We start from the raw sequence: 16,397 nt of genomic DNA on the forward strand, positions 1-16,397 counted from the left end.
TACGCTTACTAACGTCGCCTGAGGAGAATTCTATGCCTCTCGCCCTGTTCGCCCTCGCGATCAGCGCCTTCGGCATCGGGACCACGGAGTTCATCATCAACGGCCTGCTGCCCGACCTGGCGGCCGACTTCGCCGTCACCATCCCGGCCGCCGGCCTGCTGGTGTCCGGGTACGCGCTCGGCGTGACCGTCGGCGGGCCGCCGCTGACCATGCTCGGCGGCCGGTTGTCGCGCAAGACCATGCTGCTGGCGTTGATGATCCTGTTCATCGCCGGCAATTTGTTGTCGGCGCTGGCGCCCTCGTACGGGGTGCTGATGGCCGGCCGCATCCTGGCGGCGTTCGCGCACGGCGCGTACTTCGGCGTCGGCTCGGTCGTGGCCGCCGACCTGGTGGCGCCGCAGCGGCGGGCCAGCGCGATCGCCCTGATGTTCACCGGCCTGACGCTGGCCAACGTCCTCGGAGTGCCATTGGGGACGTGGATCGGGCAGTCGTTCGGCTGGCGGGCCACCTTCTGGGTGGTGGTGGCCATCGGCCTGGTGGGTCTCGCGGGCGTGCTCGCCCTCGTCCCCCGGCAGCCGAGTCCCGCGGGCGGCGGCCTGCTGCGGGAGCTGGGAACCTTCCGCAAGCCCGAGGTCTGGCTGGCCCTGGCGATGACCGTCTTCGGCTTCGCGCCCGTCTTCGCGGTCATCACGTTCATCGCGCCCATCATGACCGGCGTGGGCGGCTTCTCGCCGGGGGCGGTGCCTGTGGTGATGGCGTTGTTCGGGGTCGGGCTGGTCGCGGGCAACCTCATCGGCGGCAAGCTCGCCGACCGCGCCGTCATGCCGAGCATCTACGGATCGGTGGGCCTGCTCACCCTGCTGGCCGTGGCGGTCGCCCTGCTGTCGGGTGACCAGATCGCCTTCGTCGTCGCGATCACGTTGTTCGGCGTGGCGGCCTTCGCCACGGTCCCGCCCCTGCAGACTCGCGTCCTGGACGCCGCAGCCGGCGCTCCGACCCTGGCCTCGGCCGCCAACATCGGCGCCTTCAACCTGGGCAACGCCATTGGTTCGTTCGCGGCCGGTCTCACGATCGACGCGGGCCTCGGCTACACGGCGCCGGCCTGGACTGCTGCCGTGTTGGGAACGGTCGGACTGGCGGTCGCGGGGGCGGCGGGCGTCCAGGCGCGCCGCTTCGCGCCTGCGGTGTGAGCACAGATGGGGCTGGCACTTGGCTGCCACTGTTGCCCTCATGTGTGCTCATTGCTGCCCGAACGCCCCGAATCTGCGGTGATGTCAGTCGAACAGCTCGTCGACGCTGGTGGCGGTGGCGGCCTTGCGGACCCAGGACCTCGAGGATGTCCCGAGCAGCAGCACCGGACACTTGTGGCGTGCCCGGAGGGTGGCCAGGTAGACAGGCCAGCTCCAGCGCTTGTCCTCGTCGTACTGCCGCTGTACCTCCAGCACGACCGCCGACACCGGCACGTGCTCGTCGTCCTCCAGCACGACCACTGCATCGGCCCGATACTCCGTCGGCCTGCAATCCGTGAAGTCGCCGCTGTCCAGCCTGGCTTCTTGGAAGGGGGATACGGGGACGCCGGTCTCGGCCCAGCAGATCGGCCACGAGAGACGGGCGTCCCCGGACGAGTTCCAGCAAAGAACTCATGTTTCTGCGCCGGCATGCCGAACGCATTACCGAACTCAGTTATATCATTACTTTGAGTTGTCAATTCGTCCGGATTCGTGGGCAAGCAGCCACTGTTTGACCGGTACGCCGTAGTAGTACCCGCCATACCCCCCACCGCTGGGTAGCACCCGATGGCACGGCACGAACGGCGCGATCAGGTTCTGGGCGCAGGCCGACCCGGCGGCCCGGGCCGCCGTCTTCGGGAGCCCGGCCCGCTCGGCCAGCTCCGCGTACGACACGGTCGTCCCGGCCTTGACCTCGCGCAACGCCGCGTGCAGCCGCTTGCGGGTCGGGGAGCCCGGCTGGGAGACCGGGATGGCGTCCAGGGCGTCCAAGTCGCCCGCCATATACGCACGGGCGGCCTCCGCCGCCGGGCCGAGGTCGTCCACCACCTCCAGGCCCTCCGCCTGCAGCGCGGGCGTGAGCCGTACGAACATCTCCGTGGGGTCGGCGGTGAAACCGGCCGCGACCAGCACGCCCTCGCGGGAGAGCAGGGCCAGAGGACCGATGGGGGTGGGGACGAGCTGAGCAGCGATCATGATGAGCTCCAGAGATGCAGCGCGGCGTAGGCCCGCCAGGGCCGCCACCGCTCGATGTGGTCGTCGGTGATGCCCAGGGCGGCCATGCGCTTCTTGAGCACCAGGTCGTCCGCGGGCCAGGCGTCGGGGTCGCGGAGCGCCCGCAACGCGATGTAGCCGGCCGTCCACGGGCCGATGCCGCGGACTTCCAGCAGCTCCGCCACCGCCTCCGCGGGATCCTGGCCGCCGTCCAGGTCGATGCGGCCCTCGGCCAGGCGTGCCGCCAGGTCCTTGAGCGTGTCGATGCGGCGGTTGGTCAGGCCCAGGCCGGTCAGGTCGGTCTCGAGCAGCTGGGCGGGGGTGGGGAAGAGGCCGTCCGGCGCGGCGGCTCTGGCGACGATGCGGCCCAGCAGGGTGCGGGCGCCCGCCACCGAGACCTGCTGGCCCACGACCGCCCGCACGGCCAGCTCGAACCCGTCGAACGTCCCCGGCACCCGCAGCCCCGGCCGGGCCGCGACCAGCGGGCCCAGGGAGGTCGGGCCGAGGGCCTCGCTGATGGCCTCGGGGTCGGCGTCCAGGTCGAGCAGGCGGCGGCAGCGCGCCACGACGCGGGCGAGTTGCCGCGTGTCCGCCACCGCCACGTCGAGGGCGATGTGGTCGCGCCGCGGCGTGAGTGTGATCGTCCCGCCCGGCACGGCCCGCGAGTACGACGTACGATCCGCCACTTCCAGCCCAGGGATCGCCCGGGAGGCCAGGAACGCGAAGACCCCCTCCACGTCGTACGGCTCCCGCCGGTGCAGCCGGAGACGCAGCGTCGCGTCGGTGACCGGCGGCCCCGCCGTGGCCCGCAGCTCGCTGGGCGTGAAGCCGTACGTCTCCCGCATCGTCGCGTTGAACTGCCGCACGCTTCCGAACCCCGCCGCGAACGCCACGTCCGTCACCGGCAGCCCGGTCTCGGTCAGCAACTGCTTGGCCAGCAGCAGCCGCTTCGTCCGAGCCACCGCCAGCGGCCCTACCCCCAGCTCGGCCACGAACAGCCGGTGCAGGTGCCGCTCGGTGATGTGCAGCCGGGCGGCCAGCCCCGCGACACCCTGCTCGTCGGCCGCGCCGTCGTCGATCAGCCGCAGCGCCCGGCCGACGAGGTCGCCGCGCACGTCCCAGCCGGGGTCACCGGGGGAGAGTTCGGGACGGCAGCGCTTGCACGGGCGGAACCCGGCGGCCTCGGCCGAGGCCGCGTGACGGTAGAAGCGCACGTTGCGCGACGACGGCGTACGGGCCGGGCAGATCGGACGGCAGTAGATGCGCGTCGTCGTCACCGCCGTGTAGAAGCGGCCGTCGAACCGGGCGTCCCTGGCGGAGACGGCCCGGTAGCACGAGTCGAAGTCGAGCTCCAGTGGAGGTGCCATGCCTCCGACGGTATGCGCTCCTCAGGGGCGCTGACTGGCGGAAATCAGACGTGAACGTGACAGGCCAGGTCAGCCCCTCCCGAGCTACTTCGACGACACCCCGACACCCAGGTCGAACTCCCTGTAGACGCGCGCCCAGAACCCGTCACGCAGCCACACCCGGGCCTCCGGGAACGGTCGCAGCGAGTGGCCGAGCTCCTTTTCGGCCTCGATCAGCAGCTCGGTGTCGATCACGGTCGGCAGGATCGGGCCCGGCAGCAGGTCGCGGATGTTGTCGCGGCCGCGGGTGAGAATCCATTTCTGCGCCACGTGCTCGCCCACGTCCTCCACGCGCGGCCGGCTCGGGCCGAGCTTGGCGACCTGCCCGGGCTTGGCGTGCGGCTTGACGGGCGCGCGCCCGGCGAACACCTGGGCGGGCGAGGGCGCGGCGGGCGGCTGGACCGGGACGGGTTGAGGAGCGCGGCTGAAAAAGGGCCTCAGGAAATCAGCAGAGATCACTTCCACGGTGTCGGACTCCCACACCAGGCGCTCGGCCTGGTTGGTGCCGTACGGCGGCTCTACGCCCCACAAGTGGATGCGCACGCCGTACGCCTGCGCCGCCTCGACGGCCGGGACCATGTCCTCATCGCCTGCCAGCAGGATGGTGTCGGTGACCGCATGATGTCTGGCCAGTGCCTCCAGATCGCTCCTGATCTGCGCATCCACGCCTTTTTGCTGGCCACGGGCGTTCAGGTTGCCAAGTCGCACCTTGACCCAGGGGAGCTGGGCGATGACACGCTGGTCGACGGTCGGCACGCGGTCACGGGCTGCGTCATACCAATAGATCCGCAAGAGTTCGCCAGAAATACGTTCCTCTGCATGTTTCTGCAGACTCTGGATGAGCTCATCTGCGGCCACCCGATATTCTTTGCGTTCCTTCGCACCCAGCAGCACTTCACCCGCCGCCGCGTACAGATAACCGACATCCACCAGGACGGCGTACTTGGCTGCCACAGGATGCGGCACGAGGTCTGGGATGGCCATGTCGTCCTCCAGGCCGCGGTGTTAGTTGATCGGCCGACTATATACGCCTACTTTCTCTAGATAGTCCCAACTCCCGGCGAGCTTGACACCCGTTTCCCAGGATCTATCTAGGGTAGGGCGCTCATCCGCCATGCCGACTTCCCTGGAAGGACGGGCTTACGCATACCTCTGGCGGGGTTTCGCCACGTTTGGCGGCGGGGTCGAGGAGGCGGTTCCTCTCCCGCATGCGAGCTCCGTCGCGTGGCGAGCGCGGCCACCAAGGCGGCGATCTCCTCCGGCGTGGCGTCACCGCGGACAATACGCAGATGTGCCGTCATAGCGGAATGTTCCCATGCTTCTTCGGCGGGAGCGTCGCCCGCTTGTTCCTCAGCGCCCGCAGCGCCCTGACGACCTGAGGCCGGGTCTCCGACGGCCGGATCACCGCGTCCACGTAGCCGCGCTCGGCCGCGATGTACGGGTTGGCCAGCGTGTCCTCGTACTCGGTGACGAGCCTGGCACGCTCGGCCTCGGGGTCGTCGGAGGCGGCCAGCTCACGCCGGTAGAGGATGTTGACCGCGCCCTGCGCGCCCATGACCGCGATCTGCGCGGTGGGCCAGGCGAGGTTGATGTCCGCGCCGAGGTGCTTGGAGCCCATGACGTCGTACGCGCCGCCGTACGCCTTGCGCGTGATGACCGTGATCAGCGGCACGGTGGCCTCGGCGTAGGCGTAGAGGAGCTTGGCGCCCCGGCGGATGATTCCGTTCCATTCCTGATCGGTGCCGGGCAGGAAACCCGGTACATCAACAAATGTCAGGATAGGAATATTAAAGGCATCACATGTTCGAATAAATCTTGCGGCCTTCTCTGAAGCGTTGATATCCAGACATCCCGCGAAATGCATGGGCTGGTTCGCCACGACGCCGACCGACTGGCCGTCCACCCGGCCGTACCCCACGACGATGTTCGGCGCGAACAGCGCGTGCACTTCCAGAAACTCTCCGTCGTCGAGCACGTGCTCGATCACCTGGTGCATGTCGTACGGCTGGTTCGGCGAGTCGGGGATCAGCTCGTCCAGCTCGGGATCCGGGTCCAGGTCCGCGGCGGCCTCGAAGACCGGCGCCTCGTCCAGGTTGTTGGAGGGCAGGTACGACAGCAGCGCCTTGACGTAGTCGAGCGCGTCGTCCTCGTCGGATGCCTGGTAGTGGGCCACGCCCGACTTCGTGTTGTGCGTGTGGGCCCCGCCGAGCTCCTCGAACGTGACCTCCTCGCCCGTCACCGTCTTGATCACGTCGGGACCCGTGATGAACATCTGCGACGTCTGGTCCACCATCACGATGAAGTCGGTCAGCGCGGGGGAGTAGACGTGCCCGCCGGCCGCGGCGCCCATGATGAGCGAGATCTGCGGGATCACCCCGGAGGCGTGCACGTTGCGCTTGAAGATTTCCGCGTAGAGGCCGAGCGCGACCACCCCCTCCTGGATGCGCGCGCCGCCGCCCTCGTTGATGCCGATGATCGGGCAGCCGGTCTTGAGCGCCATGTCGAGGACCTTGACGATCTTCTCGCCGTACACCTCGCCGAGCGAGCCGCCGAACACGGTCACGTCCTGCGAGAACACGCAGACCTGCCGGCCGTCGATGGTGCCGTGACCAGTGATCACCCCGTCGCCGTACGGCCGCCGCTTCTCCAGCCCGAACATCGAGGACCGGTGCCTGGCGAACTCGTCGAACTCCACGAACGAGCCCTCGTCCAGCAGCGCGAGCACCCGCTCCCGGGCGGTCATCTTGCCCTTGGCGTGCTGCTTCTCGACCGCGGCCGCGGACCCGGCGTGCGCGGCCTCGTCGAGGCGCCGCTCCAGATCGGCGATCTTCCCGGCAGTCGTATGGATATCCGGCTTCTCCGGCATTGGCTCCGCAGCTGCACTCATGCGCGCAAGGCTAACCCCTCCCCATAGATTGGTTCCATGACGGAGGCGGTTCGCACCCATGGCCTGTTCAAGCGGTACGGACAGCAGGTCGCCGTCGCGGGGGTCGATCTCGTCGTCCCCGCAGGCAGTTTCGCGGGCCTGGTCGGGCCCAACGGCGCGGGTAAGACGACCACACTGAGCATGATCACCGGGCTGCTCCGGCCCGACGGCGGCTCGGCCGAGGTGGACGGGTTCCACGTGTGGCGCGATCCCGTCGAGGTCAAGGCGCGCATCGGGGTGCTGCCCGAAGGGCTGCGGCTGTTCGAGCGGCTGTCGGGCCGCGAGCTGCTCCTCTACGCCGGGCGGCTGCGCGGCATCCCCAAGGGAGAGGTCGAGCAGCGGGCGGACGAGCTGCTGGCCGTCATGGACCTGTCCGGCGCCGCCGACAAGCTCGTCGTCGACTACTCGACCGGCATGCGGAAGAAGATCGGGCTGGCGGCCGCGTTGCTGCACAACCCGTCGGTCCTGTTCCTGGACGAGCCGTTCGAGGGCGTCGACCCGGTCAGCGCCAACACGCTGACCGAGGTGCTGCGGCGCTTCACCGCCTCCGGCTCGACGGTCATCTTCTCCAGTCACGTGATGGACCTGGTCGAGCGGCTGTGCGACTGGGTGTCGGTGATGAGCGCGGGCCACATCGTGGCGCAGGGGCCGCTGGCGGACGTACGCGGCGGGCGCAGCCTCAACCAGGCGTTCCTGGAGCTGGTCGGCGGCCCCGCCCACGGCCGCGAGGCAGGCCTGTCCTGGTTGGGCGCCAGGCCGAAGGACGACCAGTGAGCACAGCGAGGGAGTGCCGTCGTCTGGAGGAGCGGCGGGAGCGGAGCGACCAGAGCGGGGGAAGACGGCGGCATGTGGCGACCGAGCCGCCGAACGGAGTGAGGCCATGAGCACGGTAGCCCTGTTCGCCCGGCTCAAGCTGCGGCTGCTGGCCGGCAACCTGCGCGGCGACCTCCAGCGCCGGCTCGGGTTCGTCTTCACTCTGATCATGGCCGCCGGGCTGGCCGTCTTCGGCTTCCTCCTGATGAGCCTGCTCAGGCTGGCGCCGGCCGACATCGCGACCTCGCTGGTGATCGTCGCGTTCGCGTTGTTCCTGTTCGGTTGGATGATCGTGCCGCTGCTCGCGTTCGGCCTGGACGACACGCTCGATCCGGCCAAGCTGGCCCTGTTCCCGCTGCGCACGCGAACGCTGGCGGTCGGCATGCTGACCGCGTCCGTGACAGGCGTCTGGCCGGTCGCGATGCTGGCCGTCACGTCCGGCGCCCTGATCGCGCTCCCCGCCGGCGTCGGCGGTGCGCTGCTCGGGGTGCCCGCCGTGTTACTGCAGTTCGCGCTCTGCGTGGTGACGTCGCGGCTGATCACCACGTCGCTGTCCGGCGCGCTCCGCACCCGGCGCGGCCGCGACGTGCTCGCGGTGGCCGCCGTGGTCGTGGTGGTGCTCGCGCAGCTGCCCAACCTGCTGATGAACCGCGGCTTCGGCGACCCTGAGGCCATGCTGCACCAGCTGGCCGCCGTGCTCAGGTGGACCCCGCCGGGCATGGCCGCGCACGCCATAGCCGACGGCGGCCTGATCGGATTGGCCGAGCTGGCGTTCCTGGCGCTGGTCGTCGTGGCGCTCGCCTGGCTGTGGATCAAGGCGCTCGGCCGCGCGCTGGTGACGCCCGACGTCTCCACGCAGGCGTCCGTACGTAAGGAAATCGGCCTGGTCGACCGGTTCGTGCCGGACGGGCCGCTGGCCGCGGTGGTCACCAAGGAGCTGAAGTACATCAGGCGCGAGCCGAGGTTCCGCGTGGGCTGGTTCAGCGCGTTGGCGATCACACTCGTGCTGTCGTTCTCGCTGAGCGGCACCGCCGAGGGCACGCCTGGCCAAGGCGTGGCGATCGTCATCACCACCGTCGGCGCCCTGATGATCGCCCTCCAGTCGGGCAACGCGTTCGGCATCGACGGGCGCTCGCTGTGGATGAACGCCGTGACGTTCGGCTCGGAGCGGAGCCTGGCCACCGACCTGGCCGGTCGCCACCTGGCCAGCGCGCTCGTCGCGGTGCCGCTGCTCGGCGTGATCGCCGTCGTCACCGGCCTGCTCACCGGTCACCCGGCGGCGATCGCGCCGGCCATGCTGTCGGGGTGGGGCGCGCTCGGCATCGGGCTCGGCGTGGGCTCGGTGACCAGCGTCGTGCTGCCGTACTCCGTGCCCGAGCGCATGAACGCCTTCAGCGGCGCCGCCCCGGGCCAGGGTGGGCAGGCGTTCGCCTCCTCCATGGGCGCGATGCTCGGCATCGCGCTGTTGTCGCTGCCGTTCGTGGTGCCGCTCGCATTCGGGCTCCTGTGGGTGTCCGTGGTGGCGCCGTTCTACGGCCTGCTGGCCGAGACGCTCGGCCGCCGCCTGGCCGCCCGCATCGGCTTCGCCCGTCTCCCCGAACTGCTGGCGGCCGTGTCCAAAGCCTCCTGACCTGCTCCTCGCCCTAAAGAGGCGAGGATTTCCGGCGCCGCTTGCGCGGCCCTGGTCCTTGGCGCTTCACAGACCAGGCAATCCCGCCCTATCGGGGGCCGCATTCATCCACGGCCTGAAGGCCGATGGCTTTCTGCGGACTTTCGGTAAAGCCCTCCTCACCAGTGGTCTAGTCCAATTGGCGAGACCGGTCTACGTGCATTCAAACCGACTCGCTACTCTTCAAAGCATGATTGACCAGGGGCTCGAACATCGCAGCGCCGCTGTCACCGAGATGCCGGACGAGCTGCGCCACGATGTGCGGTTGCTCGGCAAGCTGCTCGGCCAGGTGCTCGCCGAGCAGGGCGGCGAGGACCTGCTGGCAGACGTCGAACGGTTGCGCAAGGCCGTCATCGCGGCACGCAGAGGTGAGATCTCCGCCGATGTGATCACCGAGATGGTCGCGGCGTGGGAGATCGAGCGGGCCGTCCAGGTCGCCCGCGCGTTCACCTGCTACTTCCACCTGGCCAACCTGGCCGAGGAACACTACCGGATCCGCACGCTGCGCGAGCGGGACGCCGAGGGCCGGGTCCAGCGGGAGTCGCTGGCGCAGGCCGTCCACGAGCTGGGCCACGACCGCGTCGCCGAGCTGCTGGAGGGCCTGGAGCTGCACCCGGTGCTGACCGCGCACCCGACCGAGGCACGCAGACGCGCGGTCGTCACCGCCATCCAGCGGATCAGCACCCAGCTCACGGAGTACAACTCGCCGGGCCGAGGGGCCTCCGAGCGCGCCGAGAGCAAGCGGCGCATGCTGGAGGAGATCGACCTGCTGTGGCGCACGGCCCAGCTGCGCTCGACCAAGCTCGACCCGCTCGACGAGGTGCGCACGGCCATGGCCGCCTTCGACGAGACGCTGTTCCGCATGGTGCCGCAGGTCTACCGCGCTCTCGACGCGGCGCTCGACCCCGGCACCGGCACCCGCCCGCCGCAGGCGAGGCCGTTCATCAGGTACGGCAGCTGGATCGGCGGCGACCGCGACGGCAACCCCAACGTCACGGCCAGGGTCACCCGCGAGACCATCCAGATCCAGTCCGAACACGTGCTGTCGGCGCTGGAGACGGCCTGCTCGCGCATCGCCCGCACGCTCACCGCGTCCGCCCAGTTCGCCCCCTGCTCGGCGGAGCTGAAGGCGGCGCTGGCCGGGGCCGTGGACTCCCACCCCGAGCTCGTCTCCGAGCTGGCCACCCGCTCCCCGCGCGAGCCGCACCGGCAGTGGCTGCTGTTCGTGGCCGCGCGCATCGCCGCCACCCACCGCCGCGACCTCGACCTGGCCTACCGCTCGCCCGCCGAGCTGCTGGCCGACCTGCGGCTGGCGCAGGAGTCGCTGGCCGCGTCCGCGCCGCGGCAGGCGTACGGCGAGCTGCAGCACCTCATCTGGCAGGTGGAGACCTTCGGCTTCCACCTGGCCGAGCTGGAGGTGCGCCAGCACTCCCAGGTCCACGCGGCGGCGCTGGAGGAGCTGCGGGCCGGCGGCGAGCCGTCGGAACGCACCGAGGAGGTCCTGGCCACGATCCGGGTGATCGGCTGGATCCAGGAGCGGTACGGCGTGCGCGCCTGCTCCCGCTACGTGGTCTCCTTCACCCGCTCGGCCGACGACATAGCGGCCGTCTACGAGCTGGCCCAGCACGCGCTCGGCGGCCGCGCGCCCGTCCTGGACGTGGTGCCGCTGTTCGAGTCGGGGCAAGACCTCGCCAACTCTCCGCGCGTGCTGACCGGCATGCTGGAGATCCCGCAGGTCCAGGAGCGGCTGGCGGCCACCGGCCGGCGCATGGAGATCATGCTCGGCTACTCCGACTCGGCCAAGGAGCTCGGCCCCGCCGCCGCCACGCTCCGCCTGTACGAGGCGCAGGAGGCGCTGACCGCCTGGGCCGCCGAGCACGACGTGAAGCTGCGCCTGTTCCACGGCCGCGGCGGCGCGCTGGGGCGCGGCGGCGGCCCGGCCAACCGGGCGGTGCTGGCGCAGGCGCCCGGCTCGGTCGCGGGCCGGTTCAAGGTCACCGAGCAGGGCGAGGTCATCTTCGCCCGCTACGGGCACATCGCGATCGCCCGCCGCCACCTGGAGCAGGTCACGAACGCCGTCCTGATGGCCTCCTCGCCCACGGTCGGCGCCCGCACGGCCGCCGCGGCCGATCGGTTCCGCGGCCTGGCCGAGCGGGTGGCCGTCGCGTCCGAGCAGGCGTACCGCGCGCTGACCGAGGCGCCGGGCTTCCCCGAGTGGTTCGGCCTGGTCAGCCCGCTGGAGGAGATCGGCACGCTGCGCCTGGGCTCCCGCCCGGCCCGCCGCGGCCTGGGCGCGCCGCGTTCGCTGGACGACCTGCGGGCGATCCCGTGGGTGTTCGCGTGGGCGCAGACCCGGGTCAACCTGCCCGGCTGGTACGGCCTCGGCGCCGGCCTGGCCGCGGCCGACTCCCTCGACGAGCTGCGGGCCGCGTACCAGGAGTGGCCGCTGTTCAACGCGATGCTGGACAACGCGGAGATGTCGCTGGCCAAGACCGACCGCTCGATCGCCAAGCGCTACCTGGCGCTCGGCGGCCGGGAGGACTTCACCCAGCAGGTGCTGGAGGAGTACGACCGGACCCGCGAGCTGGTGCTGCGCGTGACGGGCCACACGCGCCTGCTGGAGAACCGCAAGGTGCTCTCGCGTGCCGTCCAGCTGCGCGACCCGTACGTGGACGCGCTGTCGCATCTCCAGCTGCGGGCCCTGCGCGCGCTGCGCACCGGCGCCCCGTCGGAGCAGGAGCGCGACCGGCTGTCCACGCTCCTGCTCCTGTCGGTCAACGGGGTCGCGGCGGGCCTGCAGAACACCGGCTGACGGCGGCGGTGCCGGGCTGGGCGAGCCCGGCACCGGGGCAGCGCCGGGCCGGTGGACCTGTCCGGGTCAGGATCGCGGCAGCCGGACCGCGGTGAGCACTCCGTCGCCGATCTCGTGCACGTGTACGGCGAACCCGCCGTCCGCCGCCATCAGCTCGAGGAAGCCGGCGACCTGCTCCCGGTGGCTGACGGCGTTGTCCACGGCGATGACGCCACCGGGGGTGAGCACCCGCAGCAGGTGCGGCCAATAGCCCAGGTACGCGGGCCGCTCGGCGTCCAGCACCACCAGATCGACCGAGGCGTCGGCTGCGGACTCCAGCACCTGGCCGCCGTCGGCGTGCACCACGTCCACATGGCCTGCCACGCCGGCGGCCGCGAGGTTGGCGCGGGCCTCCGCGACCCGTGCGGCGTCGATCTCCACGGTGGTGAGACGGCCTGCGGTGTCCCGCACGGCGTCGGCGAACCAGATCGCCGAGTAGCCGTTGGACGTGCCGATCTCCAGCACCCGCAGGCTGCGCTGGACCCGGATGAGCACCGAGACGAACGCGGCGGCGGCCGGCGTCATGTTCCGCAGTCGCAGCAGCCGGTCGGCCAGCGGGGCGTCGTGCTCGCGGCCGCGCTCGTACAGGTCCGTCAGATAAGCCTCGAGTGAAGGATTCATGGTCACATTCAAGCGCGAAGCCCCGCGAAGAAGGCGATGACGTCGGAGGTGAGCGCCTCGGTCGCGGTGTGCGCGGTGTAGTGCCCGCGGGCCGGGGCCGGGAGCGTCTTCCAGCTGACGATGTTGGCGTGGTCGCGCTCGGCGAAGCGGCGGATGGACTTGAAGTCGCCCTCCGCCATGGCCAGCGCCGTCGGCGCGGTCGTGGGCTCCTTGGGCTGCTCCATGCGGGCGTTGTCCCAGTACAGCCGGAGCGACGACCCGGCGGTCCCGGTGAACCAGTAGATCGCGGCGTTGGTCAGGACGAAGTCGTCGTCGAGGTCGTCGTCGAGGAGCTGCGCCAGCCAGCCGAGCAGCCCGGCGGGGGAGTCCATGACGGCGTGGGCGAGGGTCTGCGGCTGCTGCGACTGCAGGACGTTGAAGGCGCCCTTCTCCTTCCAGAACCAGTCGAGCACGGCCAGCCCGGCCTGATCCTCCTCGCTCAGCTCCGCGAACTCGGCCGGGTCGCCGGAGGGGAACGAGAACAGCTGGGTGACGTGCACCCCGGCCACGTGCTCCGGGTCGATCCTGCCGATCTCAGGAGAGATCATCGACCCGGCGTCGTTGCCGGCAGCGCCGTAGCGCTCGTATCCGAGCCGGGCCATCAGCTCGGCCCACGCCCCCGCGATGCGCCGGTTGTTCCAGCCGAGCTCCTTGGTCGGGCCTGAGAAGCCGAAGCCCGGCAGCGACGGGATGACCAGGTGGAAGTGGCGCCTCAGCGGCTCGATGGCGTCGAGGTATTCGACGATCGAGCCGGGCCAGCCGTGAGTGAGGATCAGCGCCATGGCGTCCGGGGCGTCGGAGCGGACGTGGAGGAAGTGGATGTTCTGCCCGTCAATCTCGGTGGTGAACTGCGGGTACGCGTTCAGCCTGGCCTCCTGCGCCCGCCAGTCGAACCCGTCGCGCCAGTAGCCGACCAGGCGCTTCACCCGCTCGACGCTGACGCCCTGGTCGGCGCCGGGGATCTCGTCGGCGAAGCGGGCCCGAGAGAGGCGGTCGCGCAGGTCGTCGAGGTCGGCCTGGGGGATCGCGATGCGGAACGGCGTAATGGTCATGACGGGATCCTCTCGGAACGGTTCGTTCTGTTCCAAGAATAGCAGAACGGAATGATCCATTCCATAGATGTGACAAGTGTGGCCCAAGTGATTTCCAAGGGCCACCCGCGATCATGAGCCTTTCCGAAGCAGAGAAAGGCACAACTGATGAAGAGGACAGCGTTGCTGCTGGGCGCCGCGGTGCTCGGCGGCCTGCTGGCCGCTCCTCCCGCGCTCGCCGCCCCGGCGATCAAGACGGCGGTGGCCCAGGTCAAGGCGAGCCCGGGCAAGCGCTCCGGCGCCTGCCCCACCACGGTCGGCTTCTCCGCCGTGGTGGCGGCCAAGGGCAAGGGCGTCGTCCGCTACCGATGGGTGCGCGGCGACGGCAGCAAGGGCGCGATCAAGAGCTTCCGGGTCAACGGCGCGCGCAAGGTCACCGTGCGGGATCGGCAGACCTTCGACCGCAGCACCTCTGGCTGGCAGGCGGTGGAGGTCCTCGGCAAGCGCGGGCTGTCCGCCAAGGCGCGTTTCACCGTCGCCTGCCAGGGGCCTTCGAAGGTGTGGGACACCACGCACCCGCTGCCCGGCGAGCCGGGCAATCCGCTCATGGCCGTCGCCCACGTGGACGTCAGCCCGGCGACCTACAGCGGCGCCTGCCCGGCCAGGGTGACGTTTACCGGCACCATCCAGGTGTCACGCACTCCGGCCAAGGTCGACTACCAGTGGATCGACAGCGCCACCGGGGAGGGACGGCCGGAGTCGCTGTACTTCGTCGCAGGCGGCCCGCGCATCCGCCAGGTCACGCTGCCGGTCAGCGTGGGGAGCACGGCCAGTGGGTGGAAGGCCGTTCACCTTCTCGGTCCCGGCGGGCGCGACTCGGGGCGGGCGGCGTACCAGGTGACCTGCAAGACCGGTCCGGCGCCGACCCCCACCTCGACCCCGACCTCGACCCCCACCTCCACCCCCACGTCGACCCCGACGGCGACGCCCACCAGCCCGCCGCCCGCGCAGAAGCCGGTGCCGCAGATCGAGACCCTCACCCCGGGCGACTACGAGGGAAGCTGCGCCGAGCCCATCGCCTACGAGGCCACGGGCCGCGTCAACCTCCCGGCCGGAGCGGCGCAGAAGGTCACCTTCTGGTGGGCCATGGACGGCGTCAAGGGACAGGCGTTCACCGCGGACTTCCCGGCCAGTGACCAGCCACGCTCCCAGTACACCTCCGCCATCTGGAACACGAAGGTCGCCGGCGGCCACAGCGTGGAGCTCGTGGCCGAGGGCGCGACCGCCTCCGCCGAGCGGAAGTTCACCGTCACGTGCGCCGCCGAGCCCGACCCCGCCAAGGTGGTCATCCACGAGCTGCTGACGCCGCTGTACAAGGGCGACTGCACCACCTACTACGCGCTCAACGCGAGCGCGAGGGTCGTGTCCGACCGCGACACCGAGATCAGCTACCGGATCGTGGTCGACGGCGACCCCAAGGTGACCAGGACGGCCAAGCTCATCGCCGGACGCCCTCTGTCGATCGGCGACTTCTGGTACGACTGGACGAAGGAGACCAAGACCGGCAAGGTCCGCATCGAACTGCTCAACCAGAACAAGGCGGTCAGGGAGGCCCCCTACAGCCGCACGTGCTGGTCGCAGACCCCCGAGCCGGGCACGGTCAGGTTCGCCGGCTTCGAGCCGATGGCCACCTACGGCGACTGCACGCTGGATCCGTACCCGACCGCCCAGGCCACGCTCCTGGCCGCCGCCGGAACGGAGATCTCCTACCGGTGGGTCATCGACGGCAAACCGGACCAGGAGCACACGTACAAGGTCCCGCAGTCCGGCTTCCTGGCGCTGCAGGCTTTCCACTGGAGCGGGAAGCCGAAGCCCGGCGGCGTGGTCCGGTTCGAGGTGCTGAACCACAACAAGCCGGCCATGGAAGCCGACTATCCCGTCCACTGCCAGAGTTAGGCGGCGATCCGCTCACCGCCCGCGTACACGTTGCAGCGCTCGCCGCGCAGGAACCCGACCAGCGTCATCCCGAACTCCCTGGCCACGTCCACGGCCAGGGAGGAGGGCGCGGACACCGCGCAGACGGCGGGAATCCCGGCGGCGAGAGCCTTGTGCATGATCTCGTAGCTGGCGCGGCCGCTGACCATGAGCACGTGGCCGGCCAGCGGCAGCCGGTCCGCCAGCGCGGCCCAGCCGGCCAGCTTGTCGACCGCGTTGTGCCGCCCCACGTCCTCCCGGAGGGCCAGGAGCTCCCCCGTCGCGGTGAACAGGCCCGCTGCGTGCAGGCCGCCGGTCTTGCCGAACACGCCCTGGGCCCCGCGCAGGGCGTCCGGCAGGCCGTACAGGACCTCGGGGGTGAGCGCCAGCTCTCCCCGGGGGATCGGACGGCAGCGGTCGTGCAGCGCGTCGAGACTGGCCGAGCCGCAGACGCCGCAGGCGCTGGAGGTGAGGAAGTGCCGGTCCAGCGCGGGCAGGTCGGGGATGGGCCCGCGCAGGCGCACGGTGACCGTGTTGTAGCGGGCCTCCGGCGGGAGGTCCTCGTCGGTGCAGTACGCGATCGCCGCGATCTCGCCGGGCCGCACCAGCCCCTCGCCGTGCAGGAACCCGGTGGCCAGCTCGAAGTCGTGGCCCGGCGTGCGCATGGTGACGGCCACGGTCTTGCGGGCGCCGTCGGCCGAGGCGAGGCGGATCTCCAGCGGCTCCTCCGTGGCCAGGTCGTCGCGGCGGTCCCTGGCCACGGAGCCGGTGATCTCCCGGATCCGCATGCGGGTGGTGGGGCCGGGGCGGGGCTTCATAGCGGCCGCACGGTGACGAGGTCCAGA

At 70.7% G+C, this 16,397-nt stretch carries 14 protein-coding genes; 5 read left to right on the plus strand and 9 right to left on the minus strand.

Annotation, left to right across the window (positions count from 1 at the left end; all coding sequences use genetic code 11):
* Positions 1–32: 32 nt before the first annotated feature.
* On the plus strand, positions 33–1,190 hold the full coding sequence (locus ID574_RS23840; protein WP_188191165.1) for an MFS transporter: 1,158 nt from the start codon (positions 33–35) through the stop codon (positions 1,188–1,190).
* Between the two features lie 84 nt (positions 1,191–1,274).
* Here ID574_RS23840 and ID574_RS23845 read toward each other — a convergent pair whose 3' ends face one another.
* The 6 genes from ID574_RS23845 to ID574_RS23870 all read right to left on the minus strand — a co-directional run bounded on the left by ID574_RS23845 (position 1,275) and on the right by ID574_RS23870 (position 6,515).
* Entirely contained in the window at positions 1,275–1,484 is a 210-nt protein-coding gene (locus tag ID574_RS23845; protein ID WP_188191166.1) for a hypothetical protein, read from the minus strand.
* A 207-nt stretch (positions 1,485–1,691) separates the two neighbouring features.
* Positions 1,692–2,204 (minus strand): methylated-DNA--[protein]-cysteine S-methyltransferase, encoded by a 513-nt coding sequence (locus ID574_RS23850; protein WP_188191167.1) that lies wholly within the window; start codon positions 2,202–2,204, stop codon positions 1,692–1,694.
* Positions 2,201–3,589 carry a DNA-3-methyladenine glycosylase 2 family protein gene (locus ID574_RS23855; protein ID WP_270094304.1) on the minus strand — a complete coding sequence of 463 codons (1,389 nt, stop codon included), beginning with the start codon at positions 3,587–3,589 and terminating at the stop codon, positions 2,201–2,203. Before ID574_RS23855 ends, ID574_RS23850 begins: the two co-directional genes overlap by 4 nt.
* A gap of 84 nt (positions 3,590–3,673) precedes the next feature.
* Positions 3,674–4,612: an NYN domain-containing protein gene (locus tag ID574_RS23860; RefSeq protein WP_188191168.1), complete on the minus strand. Its 939-nt coding sequence runs from the start codon at positions 4,610–4,612 to the stop codon at positions 3,674–3,676.
* A gap of 107 nt (positions 4,613–4,719) precedes the next feature.
* Positions 4,720–4,929 carry an acyl-CoA carboxylase subunit epsilon gene (locus tag ID574_RS23865; protein WP_188191169.1) on the minus strand — a complete coding sequence of 70 codons (210 nt, stop codon included), beginning with the start codon at positions 4,927–4,929 and terminating at the stop codon, positions 4,720–4,722.
* On the minus strand, positions 4,926–6,515 hold the full coding sequence (locus ID574_RS23870) for an acyl-CoA carboxylase subunit beta (RefSeq protein WP_188191170.1): 1,590 nt from the start codon (positions 6,513–6,515) through the stop codon (positions 4,926–4,928). Before ID574_RS23870 ends, ID574_RS23865 begins: the two co-directional genes overlap by 4 nt.
* Before the next feature lie 36 nt (positions 6,516–6,551).
* Between ID574_RS23870 and ID574_RS23875 the strand changes: the two genes are divergently transcribed.
* The 3 genes from ID574_RS23875 to ID574_RS23885 all read left to right on the plus strand — a co-directional run bounded on the left by ID574_RS23875 (position 6,552) and on the right by ID574_RS23885 (position 11,848).
* Positions 6,552–7,328, plus strand: a complete 777-nt coding sequence (locus tag ID574_RS23875) for an ABC transporter ATP-binding protein (RefSeq protein WP_188191171.1) — start codon at positions 6,552–6,554, stop codon at positions 7,326–7,328.
* A gap of 106 nt (positions 7,329–7,434) precedes the next feature.
* Entirely contained in the window at positions 7,435–8,997 is a 1,563-nt protein-coding gene (locus tag ID574_RS23880; protein ID WP_188191172.1) for a hypothetical protein, read from the plus strand.
* Between the two features lie 229 nt (positions 8,998–9,226).
* Positions 9,227–11,848: a phosphoenolpyruvate carboxylase gene (locus ID574_RS23885; protein ID WP_188191173.1), complete on the plus strand. Its 2,622-nt coding sequence runs from the start codon at positions 9,227–9,229 to the stop codon at positions 11,846–11,848.
* 66 nt (positions 11,849–11,914) lie between these two features.
* Here ID574_RS23885 and ID574_RS23890 read toward each other — a convergent pair whose 3' ends face one another.
* Both ID574_RS23890 and ID574_RS23895 read right to left on the minus strand, forming a co-directional pair.
* Positions 11,915–12,508, minus strand: a complete 594-nt coding sequence (locus ID574_RS23890; RefSeq protein WP_188191174.1) for an O-methyltransferase — start codon at positions 12,506–12,508, stop codon at positions 11,915–11,917.
* 8 nt (positions 12,509–12,516) lie between these two features.
* Positions 12,517–13,599 carry an epoxide hydrolase family protein gene (locus ID574_RS23895; protein ID WP_188191175.1) on the minus strand — a complete coding sequence of 361 codons (1,083 nt, stop codon included), beginning with the start codon at positions 13,597–13,599 and terminating at the stop codon, positions 12,517–12,519.
* A 147-nt stretch (positions 13,600–13,746) separates the two neighbouring features.
* Between ID574_RS23895 and ID574_RS23900 the strand changes: the two genes are divergently transcribed.
* Entirely contained in the window at positions 13,747–15,534 is a 1,788-nt protein-coding gene (locus ID574_RS23900; protein ID WP_188191176.1) for a hypothetical protein, read from the plus strand.
* On the opposite strand, the gene fdhD is transcribed toward ID574_RS23900, so the two are convergent.
* A complete protein-coding gene (fdhD, locus tag ID574_RS23905) occupies positions 15,531–16,370 on the minus strand; it encodes a formate dehydrogenase accessory sulfurtransferase FdhD (protein WP_188191177.1) in 840 nt (279 codons plus the stop codon). The two genes, ID574_RS23900 and fdhD, sit on opposite strands and share 4 nt — an antisense overlap.
* Positions 16,371–16,397 lie beyond the last annotated feature (27 nt).

Source organism: Nonomuraea sp. SYSU D8015 (assembly GCF_008065375.1).
In the GTDB taxonomy this organism is placed as follows: domain Bacteria; phylum Actinomycetota; class Actinomycetes; order Streptosporangiales; family Streptosporangiaceae; genus Nonomuraea.